Genomic DNA, 26,379 nt, shown 5'->3' with positions numbered 1-26,379 from the left:
CAAGTGGAGATTATGAAGAACGATTTTGTTAGCGCTCGGGAGGTCTGTCAGTGACCTCAAAGTGCATTTGGTTTTGACAACCAAGTATCGACGGAAAGTTTTTACTCTTGAAATGCTGAATAGGTTACACTCCATCCTTGAAGAATTACTCCACAAGTGGGATTGTAAATTAATTGAGTTTAACGGGGAAGACAATCATGTTCATCTTCTTTTTCAGTACCATCGGTGACATTGCTTTAAGTAATTTGGTTAATAACGTCAAATCTGTAACGTCCCGAAAGCTTAGACAAGAATTTTCCGACCACTTAAATTCTTTCTATTGGAAAGATGTTTTATGGAATGGCTCTTACTTTGTTGCTAGTTGCGGCGGAGTTACTATTTCAACTCGGCGACAATATATCGAAAATCAGAACAAACCTAATTCCGATAAACCCTGACCGCAATTCATCTCACGCTGCTCTGTCGGGTTAGACGTGGGGCTTCTTGGGGAAGAAGCTAAATTTTTAATTTTTAATCTTTAGAGTGGGCATCAGTGATAGTGTTTTCTGACATCCGCTAAAATTTTCCAAGTACAAGACATTCCCTTTGGAAAAGTTACTAAGTCCCCTTTGCGAATGGTTTCGGGTTCACCGCCGTCAGGAGTCACGATCACATCACCGGCTAACAGATAACAAGTTTCGCTCTGATCATAAGTCCAAGGAAACTCAGAAACTTCTTTTGTCCAAATCGACCAGTTAGAGACTCCTAACTGTTGGAGATATTCTGAGTTCGGTTGATGCTCGACTTTAATTTTCATCAAGTCGTTAGTAGACATATTGCTTTTGCGTGATAGTGTTTTTAAAAGATTTTTGTTAATCATCCGGAGTGAACACCCGTTTACTCTGGGGTCGATTTTGTGTTTAGACTTTAATAGGCTAAAGTTTCTAAAGTTTCTCGCAAATAGGTACGAACTTGACGATCTAGGTTCATGGGACGGCGCCCGTCGGAGTCAAGCTGTTGTTCTAGCTGCCAACTTTGAAATCCAGAGCTAGAAGCGATTGCTTGTTTGAGACTCTGCCAAATTTGAGAATCTTCTTCGAGTAAGGGAGTGGCAGCGACTGATTCATTTTCCGGAAGGATAGAACTTGAGTTTGTCATAATTTTTCACCCAATACATGATCAAGTTGAAATTTTTTTTACCTTACTCTATTGTTACAAATTCTATAGGCATTTGCCTGTAGCTGTAAACACCATCTGCGGGTTAAGTTTCGGAGGGGTCAGACGAGTCCAGTGAGGATGGAAAATTCTCTGGGGTTTCCGGTAGAAGTGATTCGGGTAAGATGCGGTTAACTCGGAGTCCAATATGGGTGAAACCTTGACGAATTTGTTGAGAGGTTAAAGGTTCTGCCCCTACCCATTCTGGTTTTCGGGTGAGTAAAACTCCAATCACACTGATCGGAACTTGAAGAAATAAGTTACAGCCTAAAAAGGCGATACTGGCAATCAATAATCCAACTAAACGTCCGTGCCAGGGTAATGAGACGACATCAGCGGCGAGGGGGGCGAGACGATAAAGTTGCCAAAGTATAGGAATTAAAAGCAGGGGTGCAATTAAAGCAAGTTTTTGATTCTGTGAAGTTTTGAACCGGGTGAGAATCCTGCGTTGTATCGGAGTGAGTTGTTCCGGTTTGATCGTGACAATTAAAATGCTGAAAATATAAAAGGGCTGAAACCATTGCATCCCCAAAATCGGTAGAATGCCAATCATCGCAATGATCGCGATTTCTACCCCCATCGGCCAGATCGGATAACCAATGGCTAATCCGAACAGACAAAGTGCCAGCCACAGGGGAAGTACCGCTAAACCGGAAAGATGAATCCACAGATAGGGATCGACTCGAAAATTCGACATGATTTCTGTTGTGGGCGATCGCCTTGATCATACTATGAATTGGCGATGTCCTCGCACCCGCTTACCCGAGATTGTCCCAAAAATTGAGCGATCGCCCCTCCCTTTGAGATTGAGGCGATCGCCGAAGAAAAATCAACAGACTCTTTCTATGATTGAGGGTTGATTTTAGACCGACAGAGTGCGTCGCTTGGTTGCCATGCGGTAGGCTTCCAGGATATCTCCTTCTTCCCAATCATTGAAGGTATCGAGACCCATACCACATTCATAGCCCGCATTGACTTCTTTAGCATCCTCTCGCATCCGTTTGAGGGAGTCGAGTATGCCTTCGTGGATCACATTCCCTTTCCGTCGGACTCGTACCTTACAGTTCCGAACCACTTTTCCGGACTGGATATAACATCCTGCCACTTTACTCCGTCCAACGGGGAAGACGGCTCGGACTTCTGCCTGACCGAGAGTTTCTTCAACCAATTCGGGTTCAAGCAGACCTTCCATCGCCGCTTGTACATCATCCAGCAGGTTGTAAATGATGTTGTACTCACGAATGTCAACCCCAAGTTGGTCAGCAGCCTGTCGGGCACCATTGGCCAAGGTGGTGTTAAAGCCAATTAATACAGCATCACTGGCGGCTGCCAAATCAATATCTGTTTCTGTGACTTCTCCGGGTGCTGCGAGCAGTAGGCGCAGTTGCACTTCTTTTTGAGGAAGCTTCTTGAGGGCGTTAACAATCGCTTCGACAGACCCTTGCATATCTCCTTTGAGGATAATATTGAGTTCTTTGAGTTCTCCTTCTTGGGCGCGAGCAGAGAGAGTGCTGAGACTGATCCGGCCTTGGAGGAGACGAGACTGACGTTGAGCCTGAGCGCGAACGTCCGCGAGGGCAGAGGCTTCTCTTTCGCTCTCGAAGACCTCAAATTCATCTCCGGCGGCGGGAACTTCTCGCAGTCCGAGGATTTCCACGGCAAAGGAAGGGCTAGCAGCATCGACCTTTTCTCCTCGGTCATCGACCATCGCTCGCACCTTACCTAAGGCTGATCCCGCGACGACGATATCACCGACACGCAATGTCCCATTTTGAACTAACAGCGTGGCAACTGGACCGCGAGCTTTGTCGAGGTGAGCTTCAACGACTGTTCCTCGGGCGGCTCGGTCAGGATTGGCTTCTAAGTCTTCGACTTCTGAAACCAGGATAATCATTTCGAGCAACAGGTCGAGGTTTTCTTTGTTGATGGCGCTCACAGGAACCATAATCGTCTCACCGCCCCATTCTTCGGGAACGAGATTATGTTCCATCAATTCTTGTTTAACCCGATCCGGTTGTGCCGCTTCTTTATCGATTTTGTTAATGGCGACAATAATCGGGACTCCGGCCGCTTTAGCATGGCTGATCGCCTCGATGGTTTGAGGTCGAACCCCGTCATCGGCTGCTACAACGAGGATGGCGATATCGGTCACCCTTGTTCCTCGCGCTCGCATGGCGGTGAAGGCTTCGTGACCCGGAGTATCGAGGAAGACGACCTGTTGCATTTTGCCTTCATGTTCGACATCGACATGATAAGCACCGATATGCTGGGTAATTCCTCCGGCTTCTCCTTGAGCCACTTTGGTTGCTCGGATAGAGTCGAGTAGCGTAGTTTTCCCGTGATCGACGTGACCCATGATGGTGACAACGGGAGGACGCCGTTGCAGGTGTTCGAGATCGTGTTCGTTGAAGATATTGTCGGGTTTTTCAGCCCCGGATTTTTGCTGTTCGGTTTCGAGAATGACTTCAAAGTCTTGACAGACCATCTCGATAATATTGAAGTCAAGGGTTTCGGTAATATTGACTGCAATTCCCCGCTCGAACAGACGCTTAATAATCTCGGTTTCCTGTAACGCCAGAGCGTTAGCGAGTTCTTGAACCGTCATGGAGCCAGAAACCACCAATCTTTCTGGACGTAAAGGTTTAACGGCTTCTGTCTGACGGCGAGAGTTGCTCGAGCTATCTTCTGACGATGAACTGCCGCCGCGACTTGGGCCTGGCTTTTTGGCTCTCGGGCTGGAAGTGGTTGCAGGTTTGGGGGAGGATGTGCTTCTGGGTTTGGGAGGACGAGCCAGTGACAGAGTTAGAGTGGGGTTCGAGTCTGACAGGTCATTGAGTGATCCCTCAAAATCGTCATCCTCTTCATCGTCGATCAGAGGTTTCACCCGAGGGCGCTTGGCTTTAGCTTTTGCCGCTTTATTGGTGTCTTCTTCTTCTTCTTCCCACCCGGCTCGCTTGCTGCTTGGGCGTACTGCCTGCTGCTTCTTGGGTGCAGTCAGGGTTTTCTTGGGTCGTTTGATCTCAAGATCCACATCGTCTGTAGCGGGGATCAATTCCTCCTCTGTTTCTTCTCCGTCGGCGGTATCCGGCTCGGGTTCACTACCTCTGCGGGCAGGTGGGGGCTGAAGTTCTGGAACGGTCGCCTTGGGCTTGAGGGAGGTAATTTCTTTGCGAGGTTTTCTGACCTCTTTGGTTTCTTTGGAATCTGCGGTTCTGGACTCTGAACTGCCTGAACGCTGATTTTTTGTGGGTTTCGGTGCGGGTTTATCTGTCGTCGTTTTTGCAGCGGGTGCTGGCTGTACTTCTGCTGACTTGGAAGGCGTCGGCTTGTTGGATTTTAAGATGGGCTTGTTTTTCACGACGGCAGGCTGAGATGACGGTGCGGACGGCCGCACGGGGGGAGACACCAGTGGAGGGAGTTCTTCTTCCTCTTGTGAGGATAGTGGGGGAGAATCCGGTTCATTCGGTTCGTTCGCTGAGATCTCAGGAGGTTGGACTGGAGGATTGTTATTGTTATCCTCGGAGAGTTCAGCCGACGATTGACTGACGGATTCTGACGGAGATTGAGGGGCAGAATTGGGCTTCGATAGCACAGGCCGTTCTAGTAGTGTTGGTTTCTCAGAAGATAGGGATGGAACCGAGGGTTGGGATGGAGTGGCTGTTGACACGGATGCTGAATTTCTCTCTTGAGTTGAAAATCGCTGTTGGTTTGAGTTGACTTGAAGTTTGGGTTTACTAACTTCTAGGATTTGTTGTCTTTTCTTTTGTTCGGCTTGAGAATCGGAAAGTTTCGATTGGTGGCCTCCCCGCTCGGACTGGGAATCATGATGATTCGTGACGGGGTGAGTTGCCACATATTTCTCAATCCGTTGAGCATCAGATTCAGTAATTGTACTACTATGGCTTTTGACTGCAATGTTGAGCCGTTCGCATACGGCTAGTATATCTTTGTTGTCTAAATTCAATTCTTTTGACAACTCGTAAATTCTGACTTTGACGTTGTTGTTCATCCACTTTGCCCTCTTCGTACCAACCCGTTATCTACTTGGTTTATATTGACATTTTTCTTCCCAAATTAACAATTGTGTTCTGTTGTCGGAGATGACAACAGTAGCTAAACTCGTGAAGAATGACTTTGCTCAAAGGATATTTCTATTCTGAGGGGAGACGCTGCTTGAGAATTTGATAAATTTCTTCAGGGATAGCAGCTTTGAGTGATCGCCCCAGACGATTCTTCTTTTGAGCAATTTTGAGACATTCAGCATTCCGACACAAATAGGCGGAACGACCCATGCCTCGATCTAATTGTACCTGATGAGACGAGTAGACTCGAACCACTCGCCAAAACGTCTCTTTGCGAGCGACTTGGCGACAGGCGATACAGCGACGGTAATTAGGCTGCATTTGACCGATCTCAGTTGGAGAAACTCTAGATCTTTGAGGAGATCTGAGTCTGTTGGCTTGGGTATTCGGGTGTGAGTCTAACTCAAACTTGACTACCACTACCCTTTCCTATTGTATAGAGTGTTTTGTGATCTATCTATTGAGGAAAGCTGACTTTTGAGGTTCGGAACACCGTTCATTTCCAAAATTCTAGATGAACTAGAGCTTGGTGTCCGACTCTAACGGGGGTTTAAGCCAATTCTTCGGCTTCTAAGTCTTCTTCGGCTTCATCTTCAAATGCCTCCTGATAATTGTACTGTTCGGCTATTTTTTGATCTTCTGCGACTGCGTCATATTTTGCCGTATCTTTTATGTCAATTTTCCATCCCGTCAGACGAGCAGCTAAACGCACGTTTTGACCCTCTTTACCAATGGCTAAACTGAGTTGATCTTCGGGAACTAAAATGTGAGCGCGACGTTCTTCGGGATTGACCAAACGGACTTCATCGACTCGCGCCGGACTCAAGGCATTGGCAATATAGGTTGACGGATCAGGAGACCAACGAATAACGTCGATTTTCTCACCCCGCAACTCGTTGACGACGACTTGAATACGCGATCCCCTTGCACCAATACAAGCTCCAACCGGATCAACATCGCGATCGAGGGTATCAACAGCAATTTTGGTTCGAGGGCCGACATGAGTCGAGGGGGGATTGGCTTCGCGTGCAACGGCGACGATCCGAACGACTTCATCTTCGATTTCGGGGACTTCGTTGGCAAACAGATACACCACCAAACCCGCATCGGCTCTGGAAACGATCAGTTGTGGCCCACGCTGTGATCCCTGAGAGACTCGTTTGAGATAGACTCTAAAGGTGGCATTGGCTCTGTAGTTATCGTTGGGAAGTTGTTCTCGTTTGGGTAATTCCGCCTCGACTTCTTGATGACCAAATCCACTGTTAACGGACATAATCACTGACTGTCGTTCAAAGCGTAACACTCGCGCTTGCAATACGGAGCTTTCTAAGTCTTTGAACTCATCTTGAATCATTTTCCGCTGCTGATCTCGCAGCTTTTGAGCTAGAACTTGTTTGGTTTGGATGGCGGCCATTCGACCAAAATCACTTTGTTCGGGGGTAACATCGAGAGTGACTGTATCCCCTAACTGAGCTTCGGGTGCGACTTCGCGGACATCTTGCAAGGAAATTTGATGATCTTGGTTGGTAACTTCTTCAACAATTGTTAAGTTTTTAGCCAGAACGCGAAATCCTTCTTCTTCGACATCGAGTTCGACGTCAAAATTGTCGAAATAGTCTTCGGTAAATTGAGTGTTGATCTCAACGGTGCGACGGTAGCGTTCGTATCCTTTTAACAAGGCTTCCCGCAAGGCTTCCTCAACGGCTTGTTTGGGTAAGTTCCGTTCTTGAGAAATATTCTGGATCATGTCTTTGAGTCCAGGCAAACTGACCATTGACATAGGCTGCTTCTCCTGTGTAAATAAAATCTAAAATTAATGCAAAATCAAGACAGGAAAAAAGATTGAAAAGTCAAGAATTCACCACTGAAAGATTCTCAATTCTCAAGTTTCCCGCAAATGGCGATCGCGTTTTTTGTCTTTTTGATGTAGATGCTAACCCCGATCCACTCCTCCGACGTCAATGTGAAAATTTCCAGATTTTACTCTCCTTCTTGCAGCAGAACTTCTGCAATGACTGGACGAGGAATAGCCATTTGTCGTCCTTTTTGATTGAGATAAACGGCGGTTTCATCGCGACGAATTAACTTACCGCTCCACTCTTTATACCCTTTATAGGCTTCTGAGGTTCTGATCAGGATGGGAAATCCTTTAAAGGAGATAAAATCGCGATCGCTAGTCAGTATTTGAGAAATTCCGGGGCTAGAAATCTCTAACACGTAAGCATCGGGAATAAAATCGACGGTATCTAATTGTTCTTCCAACGCTCGACTCATTTGTTCGCAATCATCTAAACCCGTATCTTGGTTGGGGTTGCGGATATCGACGCGCAAAACAGGGGGGCTGTGGTTGGTATAAAATACTGCTCCCACCACTTCTAATCCCAGTGCTTCAGCAACAGGGGTGGCTAGATCGATGATTTTTGGGACAAGGGGGTGAGCCATACTTCGATAGCAGAAAATTAGACTTAAGACTTTAAACTGACCAACGGTTTGTGCCATTTCTCAGGCAGACATCTGTGACTCCTACGGATGAAAACACGATACCGAAGGCTTCTACACTGTGGCTTGTCGCACCTCCTACAAGCTTACAGGTTGAACTGAACCCTGACACTAAAAAAAGTGGGCGACACCCACTTCACCGTGTTTTCCACAAGAAGTCAGACAGACAAATCCCGTTTGGGGTTAATCTCTGACCTCAAGTTTACCTTAAATCAGTTCTTTTTGTCAGGTGGGAGTCTTGATTACTATTTTCCTTTCGTGAGTTGACGGAGTTGTCGGGCTTCGCTAATCACTTGTTCAAAGTTTTCTTCATCAACTCGTTGAACATAGTTTATTTTAAATTCTTCTAGGAAAGCAACTAATAAGGTTTCAATTTCATGGATACTTTGTTCTTTTTGAATCTCTTGACCGAGTGCTGCTCCAAAATGACGCACCAGTTCATTTGATAACCGAGTTCCGACGGGATCTTCCATTGCGGTTTTAACGGCTTCGTAGGTGCTTTGTGGCCCTTCTACGGCGAGTTTTGATAACTCATTAATTAGACGTTCTGTGATTTGGGTGGGGAGATCTTGTAAGCCAGGAATTTGTTTTAATTGGGTTGAAAGGGGAGACTGTTGGACTGCACTTTGAAGACTGTAGCGGAGAATTGCTTCGATTTCGGGTTGAACTTTGGGAATGGCTTTATAAACGGTAATTTGAACTAAGCGAGTGGCTAAAACTTCAATTTCATTAATGTCATTGAGATCAATGTAGCGACGGTTTTGAGATTCAAAAAACTGTTTTAAAAAGTCTCCATTTTCAATATCGTTTTGAAATTGGTTGATTGCTTGAATCACAACGATTTCAGTCAATTCATGAGCAAAGCTGGTGAGAACTCCGCGAATAGCTTGCATCCGAACTCGTTCAATATCAATCCATCCAACTTGCTCTAAGCGAATGGTGACGGGAATAATTCTCAGCCACCGCCAGTAGGGAATAAACAGAAGGATATCATACCAACGCCACAGCATGGCATCGAACCAAGTAAAACTGACAAAACGGCGCGCAACCAGATAGGTTCGCAGTAAAAATTCAACCAGAAAAATGAGGATAAAGGGTAAATCTATTTTCCAAAACTCATCAATAAATTGTCCGTTTTCGTCAATCTGGCGATAGTAATTGACTTCCATCTGGGGAATAATTTCCTCATCAAACCATTCTAATTCCTCTTGAAAACCTTGTTGAGTTAAATAGGCTGTACTCCAAAAAATCTGAAAGGCTTCTTTGGCTGAGTCTTGGGAACTGGGAACTTTTTCCCGGATTTCGTTCTTGATTTTTTCTAAGGTGCCGCTTTTATTGGCGACTGCAAAGGGATCTTCGTTAATCAGGTTAATACTTTGAGTTTGTAGGGTGTTGAGAGTTTGATTGACTTCAGAGGAATTCAAGCCAAATTCTAGGGCTTGTTGTTGTAACTGTTCAACGGTTTTTATATAGTCTTCGGTTTGGCGTTGGGGTTCAATTCCTTTGATCGGATCATACAATTGGGTTAGTTTAGGGGTGTAGCGAAAATAAAAATTACGCAGAGGGATATAAGTCAGATTAAACAAGACTAAAATAAAATTGATTAGGGCGAGTAATGCCATCAATTGTTCAAACCAGGGGACTTTTTTCTTTTTCTTGCGGAATATGGATTTTGAGCTTGGCATAAATCAGTAAGAATGAGAACAATTAAAATCTCTAAGACTACTTTAGCGGAACTCGGCTAACTTTCCATCAACATTTTGACAGATTCTCACTAGAATTTAACGATGTCAATTCCTTCTAAATCATCTCGGATTAGTGTTATTATTCCAGTTTACAACTGCGATCGCTATGTTGGACAAGCAATTGAGAGTATTCTTCATCAAACTTATTCTGACTATGAAATTATTGTGATAGATGATGGTTCTCAAGACAATACTCGCCAAGTCTTAGAGCCTTATGAAACCCAAATTCGCTATATTTATCAAAACAATCAAGGGGTTTCTGTGGCGCGAAATCATGGAATTCAGCTTGCAAAAGGGGAATTTATTGCGTTTCTAGATGCGGATGATTTGTTTCTCCCCGATACACTGAGGGCGCAGTTGGCGGTGTTTGCAGCTAACCCAAACCTGGGAATTGTTCATAGTGGCTGGCGACGCATCAACCAAGCGGGCGAAACGTTGATGGATGTTCAGCCGTGGGAGAGGGTTCCTGAGTTGAATTTGGAGACTTGGTTACGCTGGAAACCTCTAGGAACGATGGGAACTTTGATGTTTCGTCGCCGTTGGTTAGAAGAAGTTGGGGGCTTTGAACCCGGGTTGACTCACGCGGAGGATGTTGATTTAATCTTACGGTTGGCATTAAAAGGCTGTGAGGCGGAGTGGTTACGTCAATCTACGGTTTGTTATCGACAACATGATTACAACACAATGCGAGATGGAATTTCTCAAGCCAAATCGATTAATTGGGTGTTAGATCGATTTTTCAGCCAATCGGATATTCCGGTTGAAATTCGCTTGATTGAAAATTGGGTGCGTTACAGCACGTTAGTTTGGAGTTCTTGGTATTTATATTATACAGGTTTTCCTCAAGAAATGGTGCAGTATTTACAAAAATCTTGGTCTTATACTCCGTTTTTCGGAATAGAAACGGTGATGAATTGGATGGAAAGTTTTACTCAATATTCACTGAATTTAGGGGATGAATTCTATGCAGATGAATTGGGTAAGCTTCCTGAATGGCGATTGTTGCTTCAGTGGGTTGTTGAACAAATTGAACGACAGCAGTTATAATCTCAAATTTATGGAAATTGAGAAATTAGAGTTGAGCTTTTTTGAGGAGTTTCTCTAATTGAGGAATATTAACGCAAATATTACGAGTAACGGGGCTAATTTTGGGGTTGTCATCATCGGGTAATCTTTCCCCAAAAATATAATAATGTTCTAAGCGACAAATATTGCTGAGAAACCAATAGAGTGGGGTGACATATCCTGGTGAAAAAATCTCAATTACTTTTGTTCCAGGGTTGCAAAAGGTAAGGTTTGTTAATCCTGCACCATGAGGCGCCACGACAACTTCAGCCGCGTTGAGATAATGGGCTTGTTCGACAATGGATAGGGTTTCTAGGTAAATTCGTTGAAAGCCATATTTTTCTAAAAGCTGAACTACGGCTTGATTATTAATTATTTTTCGATAGCCTGCGTTATTTCTATCAATGTAAATTCGTTTGTAACCTGGAATATCTGGGCGAATTTTTGGATTGAGAAAAGCTTGTTTGAGATAGTGACATTTCCATTCTGAAATTCCAAATTCTTGAGTAATGTTGGGAACAATCACTTGTTTAGCTTTTAAGCTTGGATAATGGAAACTTTCAAAGATTTGATTTTGATCAATTCCTAAAGCTGCTAAACAGTCAATTTGATATTGATTAGGACAATGAGTAAACACAAATTTATCTATTTTTAGGTTCTGAATTTCCGAAGCTTTACAGACTAAATCTAGACGAGCAACCACATCAAACATCCAATGAAAGTATCCTCCATTTCCCCAACGAACTGATAAAAAAGCGATAGTTTTATCGAGTTCATAAGTAGAATAACGATGATTATGGGAAATGAGAAATTCAGGATGTCCACTCGAAAGTTCAGGAATTAACTGATTTTTTGAGTTTAAAACAGCGCTAGTTAAAATGGGATCAGCTAACGCTTTTCCGTCGGGAAGAACACTCACAAAAGCGGCTGAAGATCGAAAATAATCATGCTTAAAGTCTTCATCTATATTGTCATCTAATGTAATGGGAGGTAAGCAATGAGTTTGACTTTCAGGATAGAGATAAATGGTCTGAACATCGGAAGCAAAATCTAAGCTAACGACTTGCTCTTTTGAATACTGACAAAAGGTTTCAATGATAATGGGAGGTAAGAGTTTATAGTGGCGACAGGTAATAGCTGATTCTGGATACCCTTGCTGTTCAAAGATATTCGCAAGTTCATCATAAGCTTCAAAGCAATGGGTTTTTATTTCGATAGCTTTGATAAAAACATCAATCGCATCATCCCAATTTTTTGTATGTTGTAATGCAGAACCCAGTTTAAGATAAAGTTCGTAGACATCTGGATTAACTTGAACGGCTTTTTTATATAGAGTTATGGATTCTTCCCATCGCTGTTTGGTTTGGAGTAAATCTCCTAATTTTTCATAAAGGAAAGGTAGATTGGGATCGATTTCTAGAGCTTTTTTGTAAATATCAATTGCTTCGTATTCTTGACCACATTCCTGTAACACATCTGCTAATTTATAGTAGGAGGTTGACAGATTGGGATTAATTTTTTGAGCGTGACGATAGATAGCAATCGCTTCTTTTCTCTGGCCTTGTTCAATATAAGCATCTCCAATCTTAATATAAGGCCAATAGTTATCGGGATTAAGTTCAAGTCCCCGCTGATAAGTTTTGATAGCGTTTTCCCATTGTTGACATTCTAGATAAGCATCTGCTAATTTCAAGTAAGACCAACAAACATCGGGGTTAATTTGAATACTGTGTAAATAACAATCAATGGCTTTATCCCACTGTTGTAATTGAGTGAACGCATCTCCTAAACTGTTATAATAATGGTTAGCCGTTGGATTGATTTTAATCGCTTGTTTATAGTTTAAAATAGCAGCAGTCCATTGTTCATTTTGACTGAAAGCTTGACCTAAGAGATAATAAATTTTAGCCGTGTTTGGATAAAGCTTGATCCCTTGAGAATATAGAGAAATAACCTGTTCGATTTGATTCTGTTGTAATAAGGTTTCACCCAAACTAAAATAATCTTCGAGTTGAAGTTTATCGGGTTCTAACTGAAAGGCTTTATATTGACAATGCGCTGCTTTTTCTTGTTGATCATTCTTTTTCCAAATGCGAGCTAAATTTCGATAAACTCCAGCTAAATCCGGTTGTAATTCGAGGGCGGTTTCATAAGATTTTATTGCCTGTTCCCACTGTTGGTGAGTGGCGTATAAACTCCCTAAGTTTGCATGAACTTCTGCAAAATTGGGTTGATGTTCTAAAGCTTGATTATACCAATATTTTGCTTCTTCTAGTTGCTCTTGCATTTGCATGATAACGCCCATAATTTTATAAGCGGGCGCAAAGTTCGGCTGAAGTTGTAAAGCCTGGTGACATAAGGTAACAGCCTGTTCTAATTTTTGTTCAGCGACAGACAAGTTTGCTTGTTGACAAAGCTGACTCGCTGATGTTTTGGAGTTAGCCGCCCGGTTCATATCAAATAATTTTACAAAAGGGTACTTCTTTATTTATATCATTAAAAGTTACCTTTAATGATCTGGAGTTTAATTTTAAAGTTCGACTAATGCTTGATCGATTTGATAGTAAGTTGTATCTTGGGCCTGAATTAAATGTTTTTCGTACTCAATTAGGCGTAAAATACTAGGTTCTAATGATTTATGTTCAGCATTCTTAATGACTTTTTCGGCGCTGATAAAATCTCCAGCCCGTCGATAAAGATCGGCTAAAAATAATTCTTCTAAACCCTGTTGACGTTCATTAGTTGTTTTTGTTAGGATAGTGTTATGAAAGAATCTAGCTGCTTTTAAACGACTTTGAAAAAGTGGATCGGTGAGATTGGGATGATTCTGATCGCTGACGACAGGCTTTTCAGGGTTGATGTTTCTAATTTTCATCGGTATTCTAAACTCGCATTCTAACTTTTTTTGAACTCTAGAGGACAGTAACTTAAATTTGATCCTATTTCTATAGGATCGTCATCATGAGTAAGATTGTCGATAGGGATAAGTTCAGGATTATTCTACAGTTGAGTATTAATACAGTCTCACAGGTCAGGATTCGGGATTAAAAAGGATAGAAAAGTTCAGGAGTTGGAGCCTAATTTATTTGTAGAACACAGCTAACGTTCAATCTCCGCTTGATTGTCTTTCCACTTTGGAAGGATCGCTTTTAAGAGTCAGGCGGTTTAAAAAAACGATTGGCTAGACCGATGAGAGTATTTATTGCTGACCGTGAGACGCAGGCCTCTCTGACTAAACTGAAGTTATAGAGGTCAAGTAGATACAAAATACCCACAATATCAACTTAACTAGATTTTACTAAAAATGAGCTTTGATGTCAATCCCCTTTTAATTCCAGTTAAATTTTCTTCCTAAAAAATCCTCTAGTCTTTGGTTTTGAGAGTCAAAAAAGTGATGTAGTTGGGTGCGAACTTCTTGGGGAATTGGCTGATAAAAACCTTGGTTATACGTTTTAAATTCAGTTAAAACAAAATCCGGTAAATTCAAAAACTTAAATACCTTTTTTAGAATCACTTCGGGTTGTTCATAAAATTCCTCACTTTTTAAAATCAAGAAATTTTCAGGAGGAAAATACATCATCCATTTGCGGATAAACTCTACATAAATTCCTCGCCAGATGTATTTATGCGTTTGTTCCCAATAACGAGAATCAATAGAGGTTTCAGGATTCGTTCCTAGAAGTTCTAATTCTGCTGAAATTGCTTCAGAAAGTGAGTTTTCTTCTAATCCCAATCGTATCCAGTGATAGTATTGAGAAATGGTTCTTTCTATCGGGTTTCTTAATAAAATAATAAATTTCATTTGGGGAAATGTTTTCGCAATGCGGCTAGCGACTTGTTCATCTTCAATATAGCTAGGGGTTGCTTCTCCTGTCAAAAATTGAGTTGATTCTTTTAAACTCGGGAAATGAGATAAATACCAATCTAATCCTCGTTTATAGTGATGATTCCAGAAATAAATTTCTTTCTTAATTGCAGGTAAAACTTGAGGATGTTTTTCTAAATAACGATCTAAAGAAGTGGTTCCACCCTTCTGAATTCCGATAATGATAAAACCTGGATTAAGCGGAGTTTCACTATCCCAGTCGGTTTCCGCAACTTCAGGATGAGAACGTTGAATTTTTTTATAAATTGCTCGTTGATAAGCTGAAATTGCAGGTTTTATTCGACCTAAACGAGTTAACACTTCACCCAAATTGAGTTCAACTAAAGGAGCATTTGGATAACGTTCAACTGCATCTTGATAAAGCGTTAAGGCATCATTCAGTTTATTGTGTTGTGCTAAAATATTCCAGAGATTCCAGTACGACCATTGATAAAAAGGTTGAAGCTCTATTGCTCGCAGATAAGCTTGGATAGCGGGTTCATATTGTTCTTGTTGCAACAAAAGTTGAGCGATTTTTTGATAAACTTGAAAGGAGTTGGGATCAAGTTCCAAAGATTTCCTATAGTTGTCAAGAGCAACATCCCAAGATTTAATTCTAACAAAAGCATCTGCTAACCTTTGATAAGTAATTGCTGAATTCGGGTTCAATTCTAATGCTTTCTTGTAACTCTCAATTGCTTCTTGCCAGCGTTCTAATTGACTGAATGCTTCCCCTAAATTATGAGCGCCTTCAAAAGAATCAGGTTTGAGTTGAATTGTTTTTTGATAACAGGAAATGGCGGGTAAGGGTTTTTCAAACTTAAGAAGCATATTTCCTAATGTTAAATGTTCTTCTGGAGTTGCCCAGTCCGGTTCTAATTGTAAGGCTTGATACCAATATTGTGTTGCTTCTTCTTGTTGGTTGATTTGAGTCAAGATTTGAGCTATATTTCGATAATAGGTAGCTGTATTGGGTTGTATTTTAATAACTTTTTTGTAAGTTTCTAGGGCTGTTTTCCAGTCTTTTTGCTTGATATAAATACTTCCTAAATTTGCATAAGATTCAGCTAAATTGGGCTGAATTTCAACAGCCTTTAGATAGTATTGTTTTGCTTCTTCTTCCTGACCTTGAACTTGTAAAGCAATGCCTAAGGTTTGATAAGCTAATGCAAACTGAGGTTGATGTTCTAAAGCTTGCTGACAACAAACAATCGCCTGCTGAAATTGCTGCTGACGCAAATAAACAATTGCCTGTTGATACAAGTTCATGGCAGGAGTAGTAGATTGCTCAGAGTCATTCATAACGAATATTGTTGTAATAGCTTGGGCGATTTTTAAATTATACTTGATTTTTGAATCTTAGTTCATTGAGGTTATTCTGAGACAGACTTAGAAATTGAAATCATTTTTAAATAGTTAGCAATTTCTTCATCATTTAATCCAGGTGCTTTTTTTCTAATCATCAGTTGGTAGCCTTGATCAATAATTTCAATCGAATCATATACCCAATTCAAAAAATAATCAATACCTAATTTTGCCTGTTGTTCGGGATTATCCTGTTCTTTCACTTCATAATCATCAAAAATAATAATTCCTCCGATTTTAGTTAAACGCCAGGATTGTAAAGTATCCTGCAATGCAGGCACCGCTTGATGGCATCCATCAATGTAAACAATATCATAAAAATTAGGTTGCAGTGAACTGAGAATATCTTGAGAATAACCAATCATTTTAATCACTTTATCCGAGAAACCAGTTTGATTAATATTTTGATCAAACTCAGACTTAAAATACGGATCTATACAGGTAATTTTTGCGGTAGGATGAGTTAAAAGATGATCAATAAACCAGCAAGTAGACATTCCTTGATAACTACCAATTTCTAAAATATTTAATTTAGGAGTATTGTGGAAAAGTGTTAGATGTTTTTTCCAAATGCGAATATTGTTGCTAAACCAGTCTTGAGTGAATTGGTAATTTCTCTGTTGACAGAGAGACCATCCTTTTAAAACAAGAGCTTTTTGATGATAGTGAACGGCTTCTTTTGTTTGACCTTGTTGAGTTAAAAAATTACCCAGTTTGGTATAAGCATCAGGAGAATTAGGATTTTGCTCAATATTCTGATAGCATTCAGTTAAAACTTGCTGAAAGTTTTGCTGCTGATTGAAAACTTGTTTAATTTTTATGATGATTTCTGGGGTATTCGGTTGAATTTTATCCGCAAGTTGATAAAAAATAATTGCCGCTTCAAACTGTTGACATTGAACTAATGAGTCCCCAAACCTTAAGTAAGGTTCAGGAGTATTAGGGAGAAAACCAAGTTCAGTTATATTGAGAGGATAATTGATGACAGGTTGATCAGCATCCCGTTGAAAAATCTGATAATACCAACTCAGAACACTTTCAAGATCTGACTGTTTAATTTGCTGACGAATAGCCTCTCCTAAATGTTGATAAATAGTCTTTATAAAACTGGGGTTAAACGGATTTTCTCGAACTTTAAGGGCATAAATATAAGCAATAATTGCATCATTCCATTGATTCTTCTGAAAAAAAGAATCTGCTAAGTTTTTGTATGACCAAGCAGCTTGAGGATTGATGTTTATCGCCTGATAACACGTTTTGATTGCATCATCCCACTGTTGTTTATAGATGTAACTTTTTCCGAGGTACAGACAAGACCATAAAGCATTTGGGTGCAGTTCAAGAACACGACGATAAGCAAAAATTGCATCATCCCATTGCTGAAGTTTAAAGTAAACATCCCCTAATTTTTGATAAGCTATTCCCGAATTAGGATTGAGATTAATCACTTGATGGTAGCAAGTTATTGCTTCATCTAACCGACTTAGTTTTATTAATATATTTCCTAAATCTAAGTAAGTTTGTTCCAGCTTGTGATCGAGGCGTAACGCAACTTGATAACTAATCATTGCATCATGCCACTGTTTTTTTTGAGCGTATATGCTAGCAATGTTGTGATAAACTTCTGCATCATCTGGCTTAATTTCTAACGCTTTTATATAACACTGTAAGCTAGTTTCTAGTTGACCTTGACTCTGAAAAGCCAATCCTAAAGTTTTATAACTCTTAAGATTTGGCTTGATTTTTAAAGCGTGTTGACAAATTGTAATCGCTTCTTGCCATTTTTCCTGATTAATGTAATATTCTGCTTGTTTATGCAGTTTTTTGACAGAATTTTCTAAACTTAACATAGGTTCTATAATTAGTTGTTAGTTTTATTTCAGTTTTCAATCAATGATTCCAGTTGAATTTCATGTCTAATACATCTTCTAACTCTTGATTATAAACCTGAAAATAACTTCCTAATAGATTTCGCATTGATTGATCTAAACTCGGATAAGATCGAGCATTATATTTTTTATAGTTAGATAGAGAATAATTAGGTAAATCTAGAAAGTTAAAAATATGCTTTAAAGTTATCGCCGGATTGGAATAAAATTTTTCACTAGAAATAATTAAAATTTGCTCTCGGGGAAAAATCTCTAACCATTTTTTTAAAAATTCTACATAAACCCCTCTAGCAATATAACTATTGGGTTGATTCCAGTAACTAACATTTGCAACACTAAGTTGTTCAATTTCAGAAATCATCGCTTCTTCTAATGAACGAAATTCCCAATTCATATTTACCCACTGATAATAGTGAGAAATTGCTCGCTCAATTGGATTTCTCAAGACAACAATCAGTTTAGTATTCGGAAAAGTCTGAAACAGACGCTCTGGGGCTTCCCAATGATCGAGATAACTGGGTGTTGCTTCTCCAGTTAATATCTTTTGTTCCGCTAATATCGGCGGAAAATGTGCTAAATACCAATCTATTCCTCGATTATATTTTGTTGACCAAAAATCAATTTCTTTAATTAAAGAAGGCATAATTTGAGGATGTTTAGCCAGATAATAATATAAAGACGTGGTTCCTCCTTTTTGAGTTCCAATCACGATAAAGTTGGGTTGACTCACTGGCTTTAATTTTTCAATATTTTGTATCCAGTCTGGGTGAAATTGTTTGATTTTCTGATAACAAGCCAATTTATAACAGTATAACGCTTCATCTAATTCTCCCTTTTGAGCTAGAATTTCTCCTAAGTTAACATAACACCAAATTGTATTTTTATTCTGTTTAACCGCTTGTCGATATAAATCTTCAGCCGCTTCTAATTTTCCCTGCTGATTGAGAATTTCCCATAATCCCTGATACATCCAAGTTGGCATTTCAGGTTTGAGTTCAATCGATTTGAGATAGGCTATAATTGCCTCATCCCATCGTTGCTGTTGAGATAAAACAACTCCCAAGTTATAGTAACTTTCATAAGAGTTGGGATTGATTTTAATGTCATTAAAACAGGATTTTATTCTTGCTTTTAACTGTGTTTGTATTTCCCTTACCTGTCTTGATTCGGTGATTATTTCTATGTTTTGAGGTTGAACTTCTAAAGCGATATCATAAAAGACAAGAGCTAATTTTAAATCATTAATTTGAGCGAAGTGACGAGCAATATCTAAACAAACCTCAGCCTCGTCAGACATCAAACTTAAATTCCAAGATTTAGGATTAGATTCAAATTGAATTGCTGCTTGTAGTTTTGTATAAACTTCAGGCGAACTTAGTTGGTTTTTGATCGCTTGAAAATAAGCGGTAATTGCCTCACTCCAGCGACTTTCTTGACTGAGTGCAACTCCTAATTTATAATAAGACCAGGCAAAACTTGAATCAAGACCAATAGCCTGAGAATAAGCAGATATTGCTGCGGAAAATTGTTGAAGTTCTGATAGAGCATTCCCCAAGTTATAGTAAGACCAAGAAAAGTCAGGATTCAGTTGAACTGCATGATGATAAGCAGAAGTCGCTTCCTGCCATTTTTCTAACCGAAAGAAAGCTTCACCTAACTGATGATAAGACCAAGAAAAATTTGGATTCAGTTCGATAGAACTTTGATAAAGAGAAATTGCAGCTTCAATATTTCCTTGAGAAAAAAGCAGTTCAGCTTGTTGATAAAATTGAAATGCTTCAGAGGGTATAGATTCAGACATTCAGCTTTACAAATCTTTTGTGAGAATGTGCATTAAGTATAAAATAGAGAAAACAACGAGCGGGATACCAATCAAGAGTCCTAATAAAACCTTTGAAATTGAACTGACAAAAATCAAAAACACAACATAGGGAACCCCAATCAAAACAGTAGTAATCACAATTTTCAGGGGAGTCCACTTAATTTCCCGCTTTAAGTGTTTATAGGACTGACCTTCTAGATTACGGAGAATTGGAGGTTTTCCAGACATTGCCTACTCCTTGAAAATAAAAATACCGGAAAATTACCAGAATAGATCAGAAGTTTTACACTTCCAACTCTTTGTGGTACATGATATATAGGATAGCAAAAAGTTGAGCAAAAGCGAATAGATGTCAACGGTGATGGGAACTCCTCAAGTTAGCGTAATTATTCCAATCTATAACGGCAGTCGTTACATTAGCCAAGCCGTCGAGAGTGTTTTGAGTCAAACGGATTGTCATTTTGAAATCATTGTCATTGATGATGGTTCCACAGATAATACGAATGCGATTTTACAACATTATAGCGATCGCATTCGTTATTTTTCTCAAAAAAATCAAGGAGTTGCAGCAGCGAGAAATCGGGGAATTCAGGAAGCAAAAGCTGAATTTATTGCTTTACTTGATCAAGATGATATTTTTCTTCCCCACAAACTCGTAGAACAAATGGCTTGTTTTGAGAAGTTTTCAGAAGTTGGACTGGTTAACAGTGGTTGGCGTTTAATAGATAGAGAAGGAAAGCAAATTTCTGATCTCGAACCCTGGCATAATTTACCTGATTTAGACTTACAAACCTTAATTGTACACTCTCCTATTTTACCGAGTGCAATTATGTTTCGGCGAAGTTGGTGGGAGAAAGTTGGCGGGTTTGATTCTCGGTTTAATGGAGTTGATGACGCTGAATTTGTTTGGCGGTTAGCGGCTGCGGGATGTCAAGCTGTTTGGTTTCAAAAAGTAACCGTTGGCTATCGACAACATCATCAAACCGTTTCTAATCAAAAAGCAGTTGAACGCGCAGAGACTTTAATAGCCGCTAAAAATAACTTTTTTAGTCAAAAAGGTCTATCGGATGCCGTTATTCAACTGGAAAAGCCTGCTCGTTATGAAGAATTAACTTGGTTAGCTTGGCATCTTTATCATACTCAGAATTATCAATCAATGGCTGAATTTCTTCGTAAATCTTTAGCCTATACCCCGGACGCAATACCGATCACAATTTCCGATTGGATTAAACGGTTTAGTGGAAATTGTCAAGCCTACGGTTATCAACTAAATCTAGAATCTTTTAGAAAATTACCCCAATGGAAAAAATTAATTTCTAGTCTTCTTCCTTCTAACATTCCCAAAGTTAGTGTAATAATTCCGGCTTACAACTGTGAAAACTATATTGAACAAGCAGTTAAAAGTGTATTAGAACAAACTTATACCAATTATGAAGTGATTGTAATTGATGATGGTTCTACAGATAATACAAAACAGGTTTTAAGTCTTTATTTAGATGTAATTAACTACGTTTATCAATCCAACCAAGGTGCTGCAAAAGCGAGAAATCATGGCTGTAAACTTGCCAAAGGAGAATTGTTAGCTTTTCTCGATGGGGATGATTTTTTCACTCCGAATAAATTGGCTGAACAAGTTAAAATATTTGAGCAAGATACAACCATTGATTTAGTTCAAAGCGGTTGGATGATGGTCAACCAAAAAGGAGAAAATGTTGCGGATATTACGCCTTGGAAAGATGCACCGGAACTCAACTTAGAAACTTGGGTTTTACATAAATGTGTCCGTCCAAGCGCTTTGATGATCAGAAAAATTTGGTGGGAAAAAGTCGGAGGATTCGATCATCGCTATCCGCCAACAGAAGATTTAGATTTTGTTCTTCGCTTGGCTTTAATGGGATGTAAAGCGGTTTGGTTGAAACAAATTCATGCGGGTTATCGTCAACACGATAGTAATTTAATGTCCGGGGGAGAACGGGTTATTAAAAATACCGAAATTTTGATGAATGAGTTTTTTAATAGACAAGATATCCCCGATCATATTCTCAAGTTAAAACAGCAAGAACATTATCAGCGTTGGGTGTGGTTAGCCTGGCGAATGTATCGAGATGGCTATGCTCAATTAATGACTTATTGTTTTAAAAAATCCTTAAACTATACTTCTGATTTTAAAGCTAATATTCTCACCCATTGGATAGATGCTTTTAGAAACATTTCGGCTGAATATGGCGAACTCTTTGATGATCAAAAATTTATGAAATCTCCAGAATGGCAACAAGCTGTCACTCACTTGATGAGTAAAACTTCTTTTTATACCCATCAAAAATCATCTTCAAAAAAACGTATTATCTTAATGAATACAGATGATCCAGGAATTGGGGGTTTAGCTCAATATGATCATTTCATTATGTGTCAGTTGGCGAAAATGGGACATCAAGTAACAGCTATTCGTCCTCAACATTCCAGCCCGTTAGTTGAACAAGAAAAACACTTAGGGATTCAACAATATTGGCTAGACTATAGTACCAGTCAAGACTTATCAAGAATTCTGAGAAATACGAAAGATGCGAGCGAAATTTATGCTCAATTAAACCCGGATTTAATTATTTTTAGTGATGGTTGGCCGTTCTCCCATTTTGCTGCAAAACAAGTCGCCATTCAACAGAATATTCCCTACATGATTGCTTTGGGTTTAGCCACTCCCGAACACAAAGATTTTTCAATGGGCGATAATATTCCCTACGCAGAAGGTGTCTTATATCAATACGGTTTAGCCAAAGCCGTTAATGTCGCCGCTAAAGAACATTTAAACATCCTCCATGAACAGTTTAAACTCCCGAAAAACAAAGGAAATGTAATTTATTACGGACGTTCAGAGAAATATTTTTCACCGCTAAATCCCTCAAATCGCCAACGTTTGCGTCAAGAAATTGGCATTCCCGAAGATGGGATAATGTGCTTGACATCAGCGAGACTTGCTCCCATAAAAGGACATTGTTATCAACTCGAAGCAATTGCACAATTAAAGCATACTTCTATCTGGGATAAATTATACTTTGTTTGGGCGGGAACAGGTCAAGGAAGCGATCATAATCTCGAACCTGAACTCAAAGAAAAAGTACAGCAACTTGGAGTAAGTAATCAGGTAAAATTCTTAGGACAACGTTGGGATATTCCCGACTGGTTAGACGCTTGTGATATTTTTATTTTGACCTCTTTAGCCGAAGCTGCACCGTCTTTTGCGATTATGGAAGCGATGGCTAAAGGTTTACCCATTATCGCTTCTGCTGCGGGGGGAATTCCTGAAGGTTTAGGAGATACAGGTCAACTTTTACCTGACCCAAATATTAATCCAGAAGACACAGTAACCGTATTAGTTCAAACCTTAAAAGATTGGGCGATTAATCCTGAATTGAGACAACAAAAAGGTCAATATGCCAAACAAAGAGCCGAACAACTCTTTAAAGAAGAACGAATGCTCAAACAAACCTTAGAAGTGATTCATCACGTATTATTAGACGAAAATAAAAATGATTTTGCTAATTTACCTCATGTCAAAAAAGGAATTCAAAAAATTAATCAACGCCTTAACTACGCCTGTCAGGTTTGGAATGCTTGGGATTGCTATAATTACAATCACGAAGAACAAATGAAGTTCTACCTTCAGCAAGCCTTAAAAACTACTCCTCAGTTATTTACAACAGAAATTATATTAGATTGGATTGATGATTTTTCTCGCTTGTCTCAACAAAAAGGAAAACCCTTAAATATCGAAGAATTGAGTCAATGTTCAGCTTGGAAATTTATTTTAAAAAATGACTTGGGAATGCCGGGATAAAGTGTTAAAATAAAAAGGGATATAAACGCGAGTTGTGATCATGTCCAATCCTCAACTTACAGAAGAGAAAGAACCCCCAATTTCTCTACCTCCCACTCAAGACGAACTCCCTTGTGATGATGGGATACCGATGGAAACTGAACGTCACAAACATCAATCTGATTTATTGATTAATGCACTTTGGGAAAGATTAAAACAGCAAAATGCCTATGTTGGGGGTAATATGTTTGTTTACTTTAGCCTGGAGCAAGTTCGCAACCAAGACGAACGGGGGCCGGATGTATTTGTTGTTTTAGATGTTCCCCGCACTGAACGCAAAAGTTGGGTAATTTGGGAAGAAGGAAAAGGGCCGGATATTGTGATTGAATTGTTATCGGAAAGTACCCTAAACCGAGATAAAACCGAGAAAAAACAGATTTATCAATCTCGAATGCGAGTCCCGGAATATTTTTGGTACGATCCCTTTAACCCCGAAGATTTCCAAGGATTTCGTTTACAAGGAAGCGTTTATCAACCCCTAGAACCCGACGAACAAGGCGGTTTAATTAGTCAAGAATTAAACTTAGCATTAGTCAAATGGTCGGGCAGTTATCGAGAGATTAATACTATTTGGTTGCGGTGGGCAACATTGGAAGGAGAAATCCTGCCAACACCGGAAGAAAGAGCCGAACAACAACGCCTTCGGGCAGAACTTGCTGAACAACAACTTGAAGAAATGAGACAATATTTGAAAGAAAGGGGAATTGATATGCCACAATCGGAACAAGAATCAAGAGATAATTAATAGAAAAGACCGAGCAGGCAGACGTTGAGGAAAAGGAATGAAAACCGCTTTAATTTGTGGAATATCCGGACAAGATGGCGCCTATCTCGCCGAATTATTGCTAAAAAAAGGCTACTCGGTTTGTGGCACCTCCCGAGATGCTCAAATGTCATCTTTTCAAAACTTATCTCGCTTAGGCATCCGAGAACAAGTTAAACTCGAATCAATGATTCTGACCGACTTTCGGAGTGTGTTACAAGTCCTGACGAAAGTCAAACCCGACGAAATCTACAACCTAGCCGCCCAAAGTTCAGTGGGTTTGTCCTTCAACCAACCCGTAGAAACCCTTGAAAGCATTGCAACTGGAACTTTAAACCTGTTAGAAGCGATTCGGTTTACCGGGGCTGACATCAAACTTTACAACGCAGGTTCAAGTGAATGTTTCGGAAATACAGGCGAATTAGCCGCCGATGAAAATACCCCCTTTCGTCCTCGCAGTCCCTACGCTGTTGCTAAGTCCGCCGCTTTTTGGGAAGTTGCCAACTATCGAGAAGCCTACGGTTTATTTGCCTGTTCAGGTATCTTATTTAACCACGAATCTCCCCTGCGACCCGAACGATTTGTGACCCAAAAAATCATTACAACAGCCTGTAGAATCGCCCAAGGAAGTGCAGAAAAACTCTATTTAGGCGAGATTTCCGTCCGACGAGATTGGGGTTGGGCGCCGGAATACGTCGAAGCTATGTACAAAATGTTACAGCATGACGAACCGGATGATTATGTGATTGCAACCGGAAAAACGTCCGCATTACAAGATTTTGTTGCCGAAGCCTTTACTTGTGTCGGTCTGAACTGGGAAGATTATGTCGAAACAGACCAAACTTTGTATCGACCCACAGATATTGCAGTCGGTCGGGCCAACCCTGCTAAAGCCCAAGAAAAATTAGGATGGCAAGCCCAATATAAACTCCCCGATGTTGTCCGAATGATGGTTGAGGCTAGACAAAAGGGATTTTAGCTCACTTAAGCTATCGTGTTAATTATTCCTCCCTCGACTCGCAAGGCGGCACCAGTTGTACCAGAGGATTGTTCTGAACAGAGATAAGTCACTAAATTGGCAATTTCCTCGGGACGAAGAAGGCGTTTCATTAGAGAATCACCGACGTCTTCTGCCCAAAATCCCAGTAAAATAATACACTATAGTATTAGATAATCTGCGGGTTAGGAGGGTATCAGTTTTGGATGAACTCAGAGGAGCATTGGAACTCGCAACCCAAGAGGAGTTGCAACAATTAACCGAACTGCTGTTTAGCCGTCGGTTTAATCCCTTAGACTATTTCAACACCCCTCAACCAATTGACATCGAGAGTCGTGACCATGAAGCCTGGCTGGATGCACTCGAACAACGATTTCGCTATTTAGCCGCAGACGGACTGAGTGTGTTGAGAGGACGAACTCACCAAATCACTTATCGTCAAGCTTTAGTTCAAGTCTGTCGATATCTGAAAATATCTTATGCCAAAAATCTCTCCACCACAGACTTAGAAGCCGAAATCTTTTTATTTTTATTAGGACGGGCTTGGAAACGTTTACCCGCTTCCGAACAACAAGCTTTAACTCAACGCATCAGTCATGCTCTGGCTGAGTCCAACTCTGCTCAACCCCTGCCTTTATCTGCTCAAAAAGACCCGTTAGGTTTTCTATTAAAAGCGGGAAGTGCAATTGCAGTGAGTACGATTGTACAACCTATGGTGTTACAACAACTTGCCCGTCAGTTTGCCCTACATTTTGCCAAATACCAAATGGCAAAACAAGCTATCGTTCAAGGAGGTACGACTGCCGCCACTCAGTTCCAAAGTTATGTTACCGTGCAGATGGCAAAACGAGGAATGGCCGTTAGTGCCGCCCGTTATGGTACAACTCGTAGTTTATTTGCATTTCTTGGCCCAATGTTATGGACTTGGTTTGTTGCCGATGTCGGTTGGAAAACCATCTCAACCAACTACGCCCGCATTATTCCCACAATTTTTACTTTGGCACAAATTCGCCTAACTCGTTCAGACTGGGCTTGGGAACCTGTTGTTTAAACAGTTACCAGTGAATAGGGAACAGGGAATAGGGAATAGGGAATAGGGGATAGGGGAAAGGCGCTCTTGCAACAGGCGCTCTTGCAACAGGCAATTCTCAACTTCTGACTTCTGACTTCTAACTTCTGACTTCTTTCTCCCCACTTCCCCACCTCCCCACCTCCCCAC

At 40.4% G+C, this 26,379-nt stretch carries 21 protein-coding genes and 1 pseudogene; 7 read left to right on the top strand and 15 right to left on the bottom strand.

What is annotated here, in order from left to right:
* Positions 1 to 12 precede the first annotated feature (12 nt).
* Positions 13 to 437: pseudogene (tnpA, locus tag M595_RS29615) on the top strand (IS200/IS605 family transposase).
* A 92-nt stretch (positions 438 to 529) separates the two neighbouring features.
* Here tnpA and M595_RS22740 read toward each other — a convergent pair.
* From M595_RS22740 to M595_RS22730, 3 genes are all read right to left on the bottom strand, one after another.
* Entirely contained in the window at positions 530 to 814 is a 285-nt protein-coding gene (locus tag M595_RS22740; protein ID WP_023068826.1) for a cupin domain-containing protein, read from the bottom strand.
* Positions 815 to 906: 92 nt separating this feature from the next.
* Positions 907 to 1,137, bottom strand: a complete 231-nt coding sequence (locus M595_RS22735; protein ID WP_023068827.1) for a hypothetical protein — start codon at positions 1,135 to 1,137, stop codon at positions 907 to 909.
* A gap of 103 nt (positions 1,138 to 1,240) precedes the next feature.
* Positions 1,241 to 1,891, bottom strand: a complete 651-nt coding sequence (locus M595_RS22730; RefSeq protein ID WP_023068842.1) for a low-complexity tail membrane protein — start codon at positions 1,889 to 1,891, stop codon at positions 1,241 to 1,243.
* Here M595_RS22730 and M595_RS31285 point away from each other — a divergent pair.
* Positions 1,890 to 2,054 (top strand): hypothetical protein, encoded by a 165-nt coding sequence (locus tag M595_RS31285; protein ID WP_023068836.1) that lies wholly within the window; start codon positions 1,890 to 1,892, stop codon positions 2,052 to 2,054. The genes M595_RS22730 and M595_RS31285 overlap by 2 nt on opposite strands.
* Positions 2,055 to 2,056: 2 nt before the next feature.
* Here the strand turns inward: M595_RS31285 and infB are convergent, their stop codons facing one another.
* The 5 genes from infB to M595_RS22705 all read right to left on the bottom strand — a co-directional run bounded on the left by infB (position 2,057) and on the right by M595_RS22705 (position 9,460).
* On the bottom strand, positions 2,057 to 5,203 hold the full coding sequence (gene infB, locus M595_RS22725) for a translation initiation factor IF-2 (RefSeq protein WP_040484532.1): 3,147 nt from the start codon (positions 5,201 to 5,203) through the stop codon (positions 2,057 to 2,059).
* 142 nt (positions 5,204 to 5,345) lie between these two features.
* Positions 5,346 to 5,597 carry a YlxR family protein gene (locus tag M595_RS22720; protein ID WP_023068840.1) on the bottom strand — a complete coding sequence of 84 codons (252 nt, stop codon included), beginning with the start codon at positions 5,595 to 5,597 and terminating at the stop codon, positions 5,346 to 5,348.
* 229 nt (positions 5,598 to 5,826) lie between these two features.
* A complete protein-coding gene (gene nusA / locus M595_RS22715; protein WP_023068846.1) occupies positions 5,827 to 7,056 on the bottom strand; it encodes a transcription termination factor NusA in 1,230 nt (409 codons plus the stop codon).
* A 200-nt stretch (positions 7,057 to 7,256) separates the two neighbouring features.
* Complete coding sequence (rimP, locus tag M595_RS22710; protein ID WP_023068845.1) at positions 7,257 to 7,718, bottom strand: ribosome maturation factor RimP; 462 nt, start codon at positions 7,716 to 7,718, stop codon at positions 7,257 to 7,259.
* A gap of 302 nt (positions 7,719 to 8,020) precedes the next feature.
* The gene (locus tag M595_RS22705) at positions 8,021 to 9,460 is read right to left on the bottom strand and encodes a hypothetical protein (RefSeq protein WP_023068830.1); all 1,440 of its coding nucleotides are present in this window, start codon (positions 9,458 to 9,460) and stop codon (positions 8,021 to 8,023) included.
* A gap of 102 nt (positions 9,461 to 9,562) precedes the next feature.
* Here M595_RS22705 and M595_RS22700 point away from each other — a divergent pair, with 102 nt between their 5' ends.
* Positions 9,563 to 10,567 (top strand): glycosyltransferase family 2 protein, encoded by a 1,005-nt coding sequence (locus M595_RS22700; protein WP_023068844.1) that lies wholly within the window; start codon positions 9,563 to 9,565, stop codon positions 10,565 to 10,567.
* 25 nt (positions 10,568 to 10,592) lie between these two features.
* Here the strand turns inward: M595_RS22700 and M595_RS22695 are convergent, their stop codons facing one another.
* From M595_RS22695 to M595_RS22670, 6 genes are all read right to left on the bottom strand, one after another.
* Positions 10,593 to 13,040, bottom strand: a complete 2,448-nt coding sequence (locus M595_RS22695) for a tetratricopeptide repeat protein (RefSeq protein ID WP_023068834.1) — start codon at positions 13,038 to 13,040, stop codon at positions 10,593 to 10,595.
* Between the two features lie 75 nt (positions 13,041 to 13,115).
* The gene (locus M595_RS22690; RefSeq protein ID WP_023068837.1) at positions 13,116 to 13,460 is read right to left on the bottom strand and encodes a hypothetical protein; all 345 of its coding nucleotides are present in this window, start codon (positions 13,458 to 13,460) and stop codon (positions 13,116 to 13,118) included.
* Between the two features lie 453 nt (positions 13,461 to 13,913).
* Positions 13,914 to 15,752: a tetratricopeptide repeat-containing sulfotransferase family protein gene (locus tag M595_RS22685; protein ID WP_040484530.1), complete on the bottom strand. Its 1,839-nt coding sequence runs from the start codon at positions 15,750 to 15,752 to the stop codon at positions 13,914 to 13,916.
* 71 nt (positions 15,753 to 15,823) lie between these two features.
* Positions 15,824 to 17,665 carry a tetratricopeptide repeat protein gene (locus M595_RS22680; RefSeq protein WP_023068829.1) on the bottom strand — a complete coding sequence of 614 codons (1,842 nt, stop codon included), beginning with the start codon at positions 17,663 to 17,665 and terminating at the stop codon, positions 15,824 to 15,826.
* 40 nt (positions 17,666 to 17,705) lie between these two features.
* Entirely contained in the window at positions 17,706 to 19,505 is a 1,800-nt protein-coding gene (locus M595_RS22675) for a tetratricopeptide repeat-containing sulfotransferase family protein (protein ID WP_023068839.1), read from the bottom strand.
* 6 nt (positions 19,506 to 19,511) lie between these two features.
* Positions 19,512 to 19,754, bottom strand: a complete 243-nt coding sequence (locus tag M595_RS22670; protein ID WP_023068835.1) for a hypothetical protein — start codon at positions 19,752 to 19,754, stop codon at positions 19,512 to 19,514.
* A gap of 121 nt (positions 19,755 to 19,875) precedes the next feature.
* Here M595_RS22670 and M595_RS22665 point away from each other — a divergent pair, with 121 nt between their 5' ends.
* From M595_RS22665 to M595_RS22655, 3 genes are read left to right on the top strand one after another with little or no spacing between them, the layout of a single operon-like run.
* The gene (locus M595_RS22665) at positions 19,876 to 23,361 is read left to right on the top strand and encodes a glycosyltransferase (protein ID WP_023068833.1); all 3,486 of its coding nucleotides are present in this window, start codon (positions 19,876 to 19,878) and stop codon (positions 23,359 to 23,361) included.
* 40 nt (positions 23,362 to 23,401) lie between these two features.
* Entirely contained in the window at positions 23,402 to 24,145 is a 744-nt protein-coding gene (locus M595_RS22660) for a Uma2 family endonuclease (protein WP_023068832.1), read from the top strand.
* Positions 24,146 to 24,182: 37 nt separating this feature from the next.
* Positions 24,183 to 25,142 (top strand): GDP-mannose 4,6-dehydratase, encoded by a 960-nt coding sequence (locus M595_RS22655; RefSeq protein WP_023068847.1) that lies wholly within the window; start codon positions 24,183 to 24,185, stop codon positions 25,140 to 25,142.
* A 5-nt stretch (positions 25,143 to 25,147) separates the two neighbouring features.
* Here the strand turns inward: M595_RS22655 and M595_RS29610 are convergent, their stop codons facing one another.
* On the bottom strand, positions 25,148 to 25,273 hold the full coding sequence (locus M595_RS29610; protein WP_023068831.1) for an SDR family oxidoreductase: 126 nt from the start codon (positions 25,271 to 25,273) through the stop codon (positions 25,148 to 25,150).
* 89 nt (positions 25,274 to 25,362) lie between these two features.
* On the opposite strand from M595_RS29610, the gene M595_RS22650 reads away from it, so the two are divergent.
* A complete protein-coding gene (locus M595_RS22650) occupies positions 25,363 to 26,211 on the top strand; it encodes a YaaW family protein (RefSeq protein WP_023068828.1) in 849 nt (282 codons plus the stop codon).
* Positions 26,212 to 26,379: the final 168 nt, after the last annotated feature.

The sequence above is a fragment of the Lyngbya aestuarii BL J genome (assembly GCF_000478195.2).
Classification (GTDB): Bacteria; Cyanobacteriota; Cyanobacteriia; order Cyanobacteriales; family Microcoleaceae; genus Capilliphycus; species Capilliphycus aestuarii.
The sequence above is the reverse complement of the archived record's forward strand: the minus strand, read 5'-3'. Positions and strand labels throughout refer to the sequence as shown.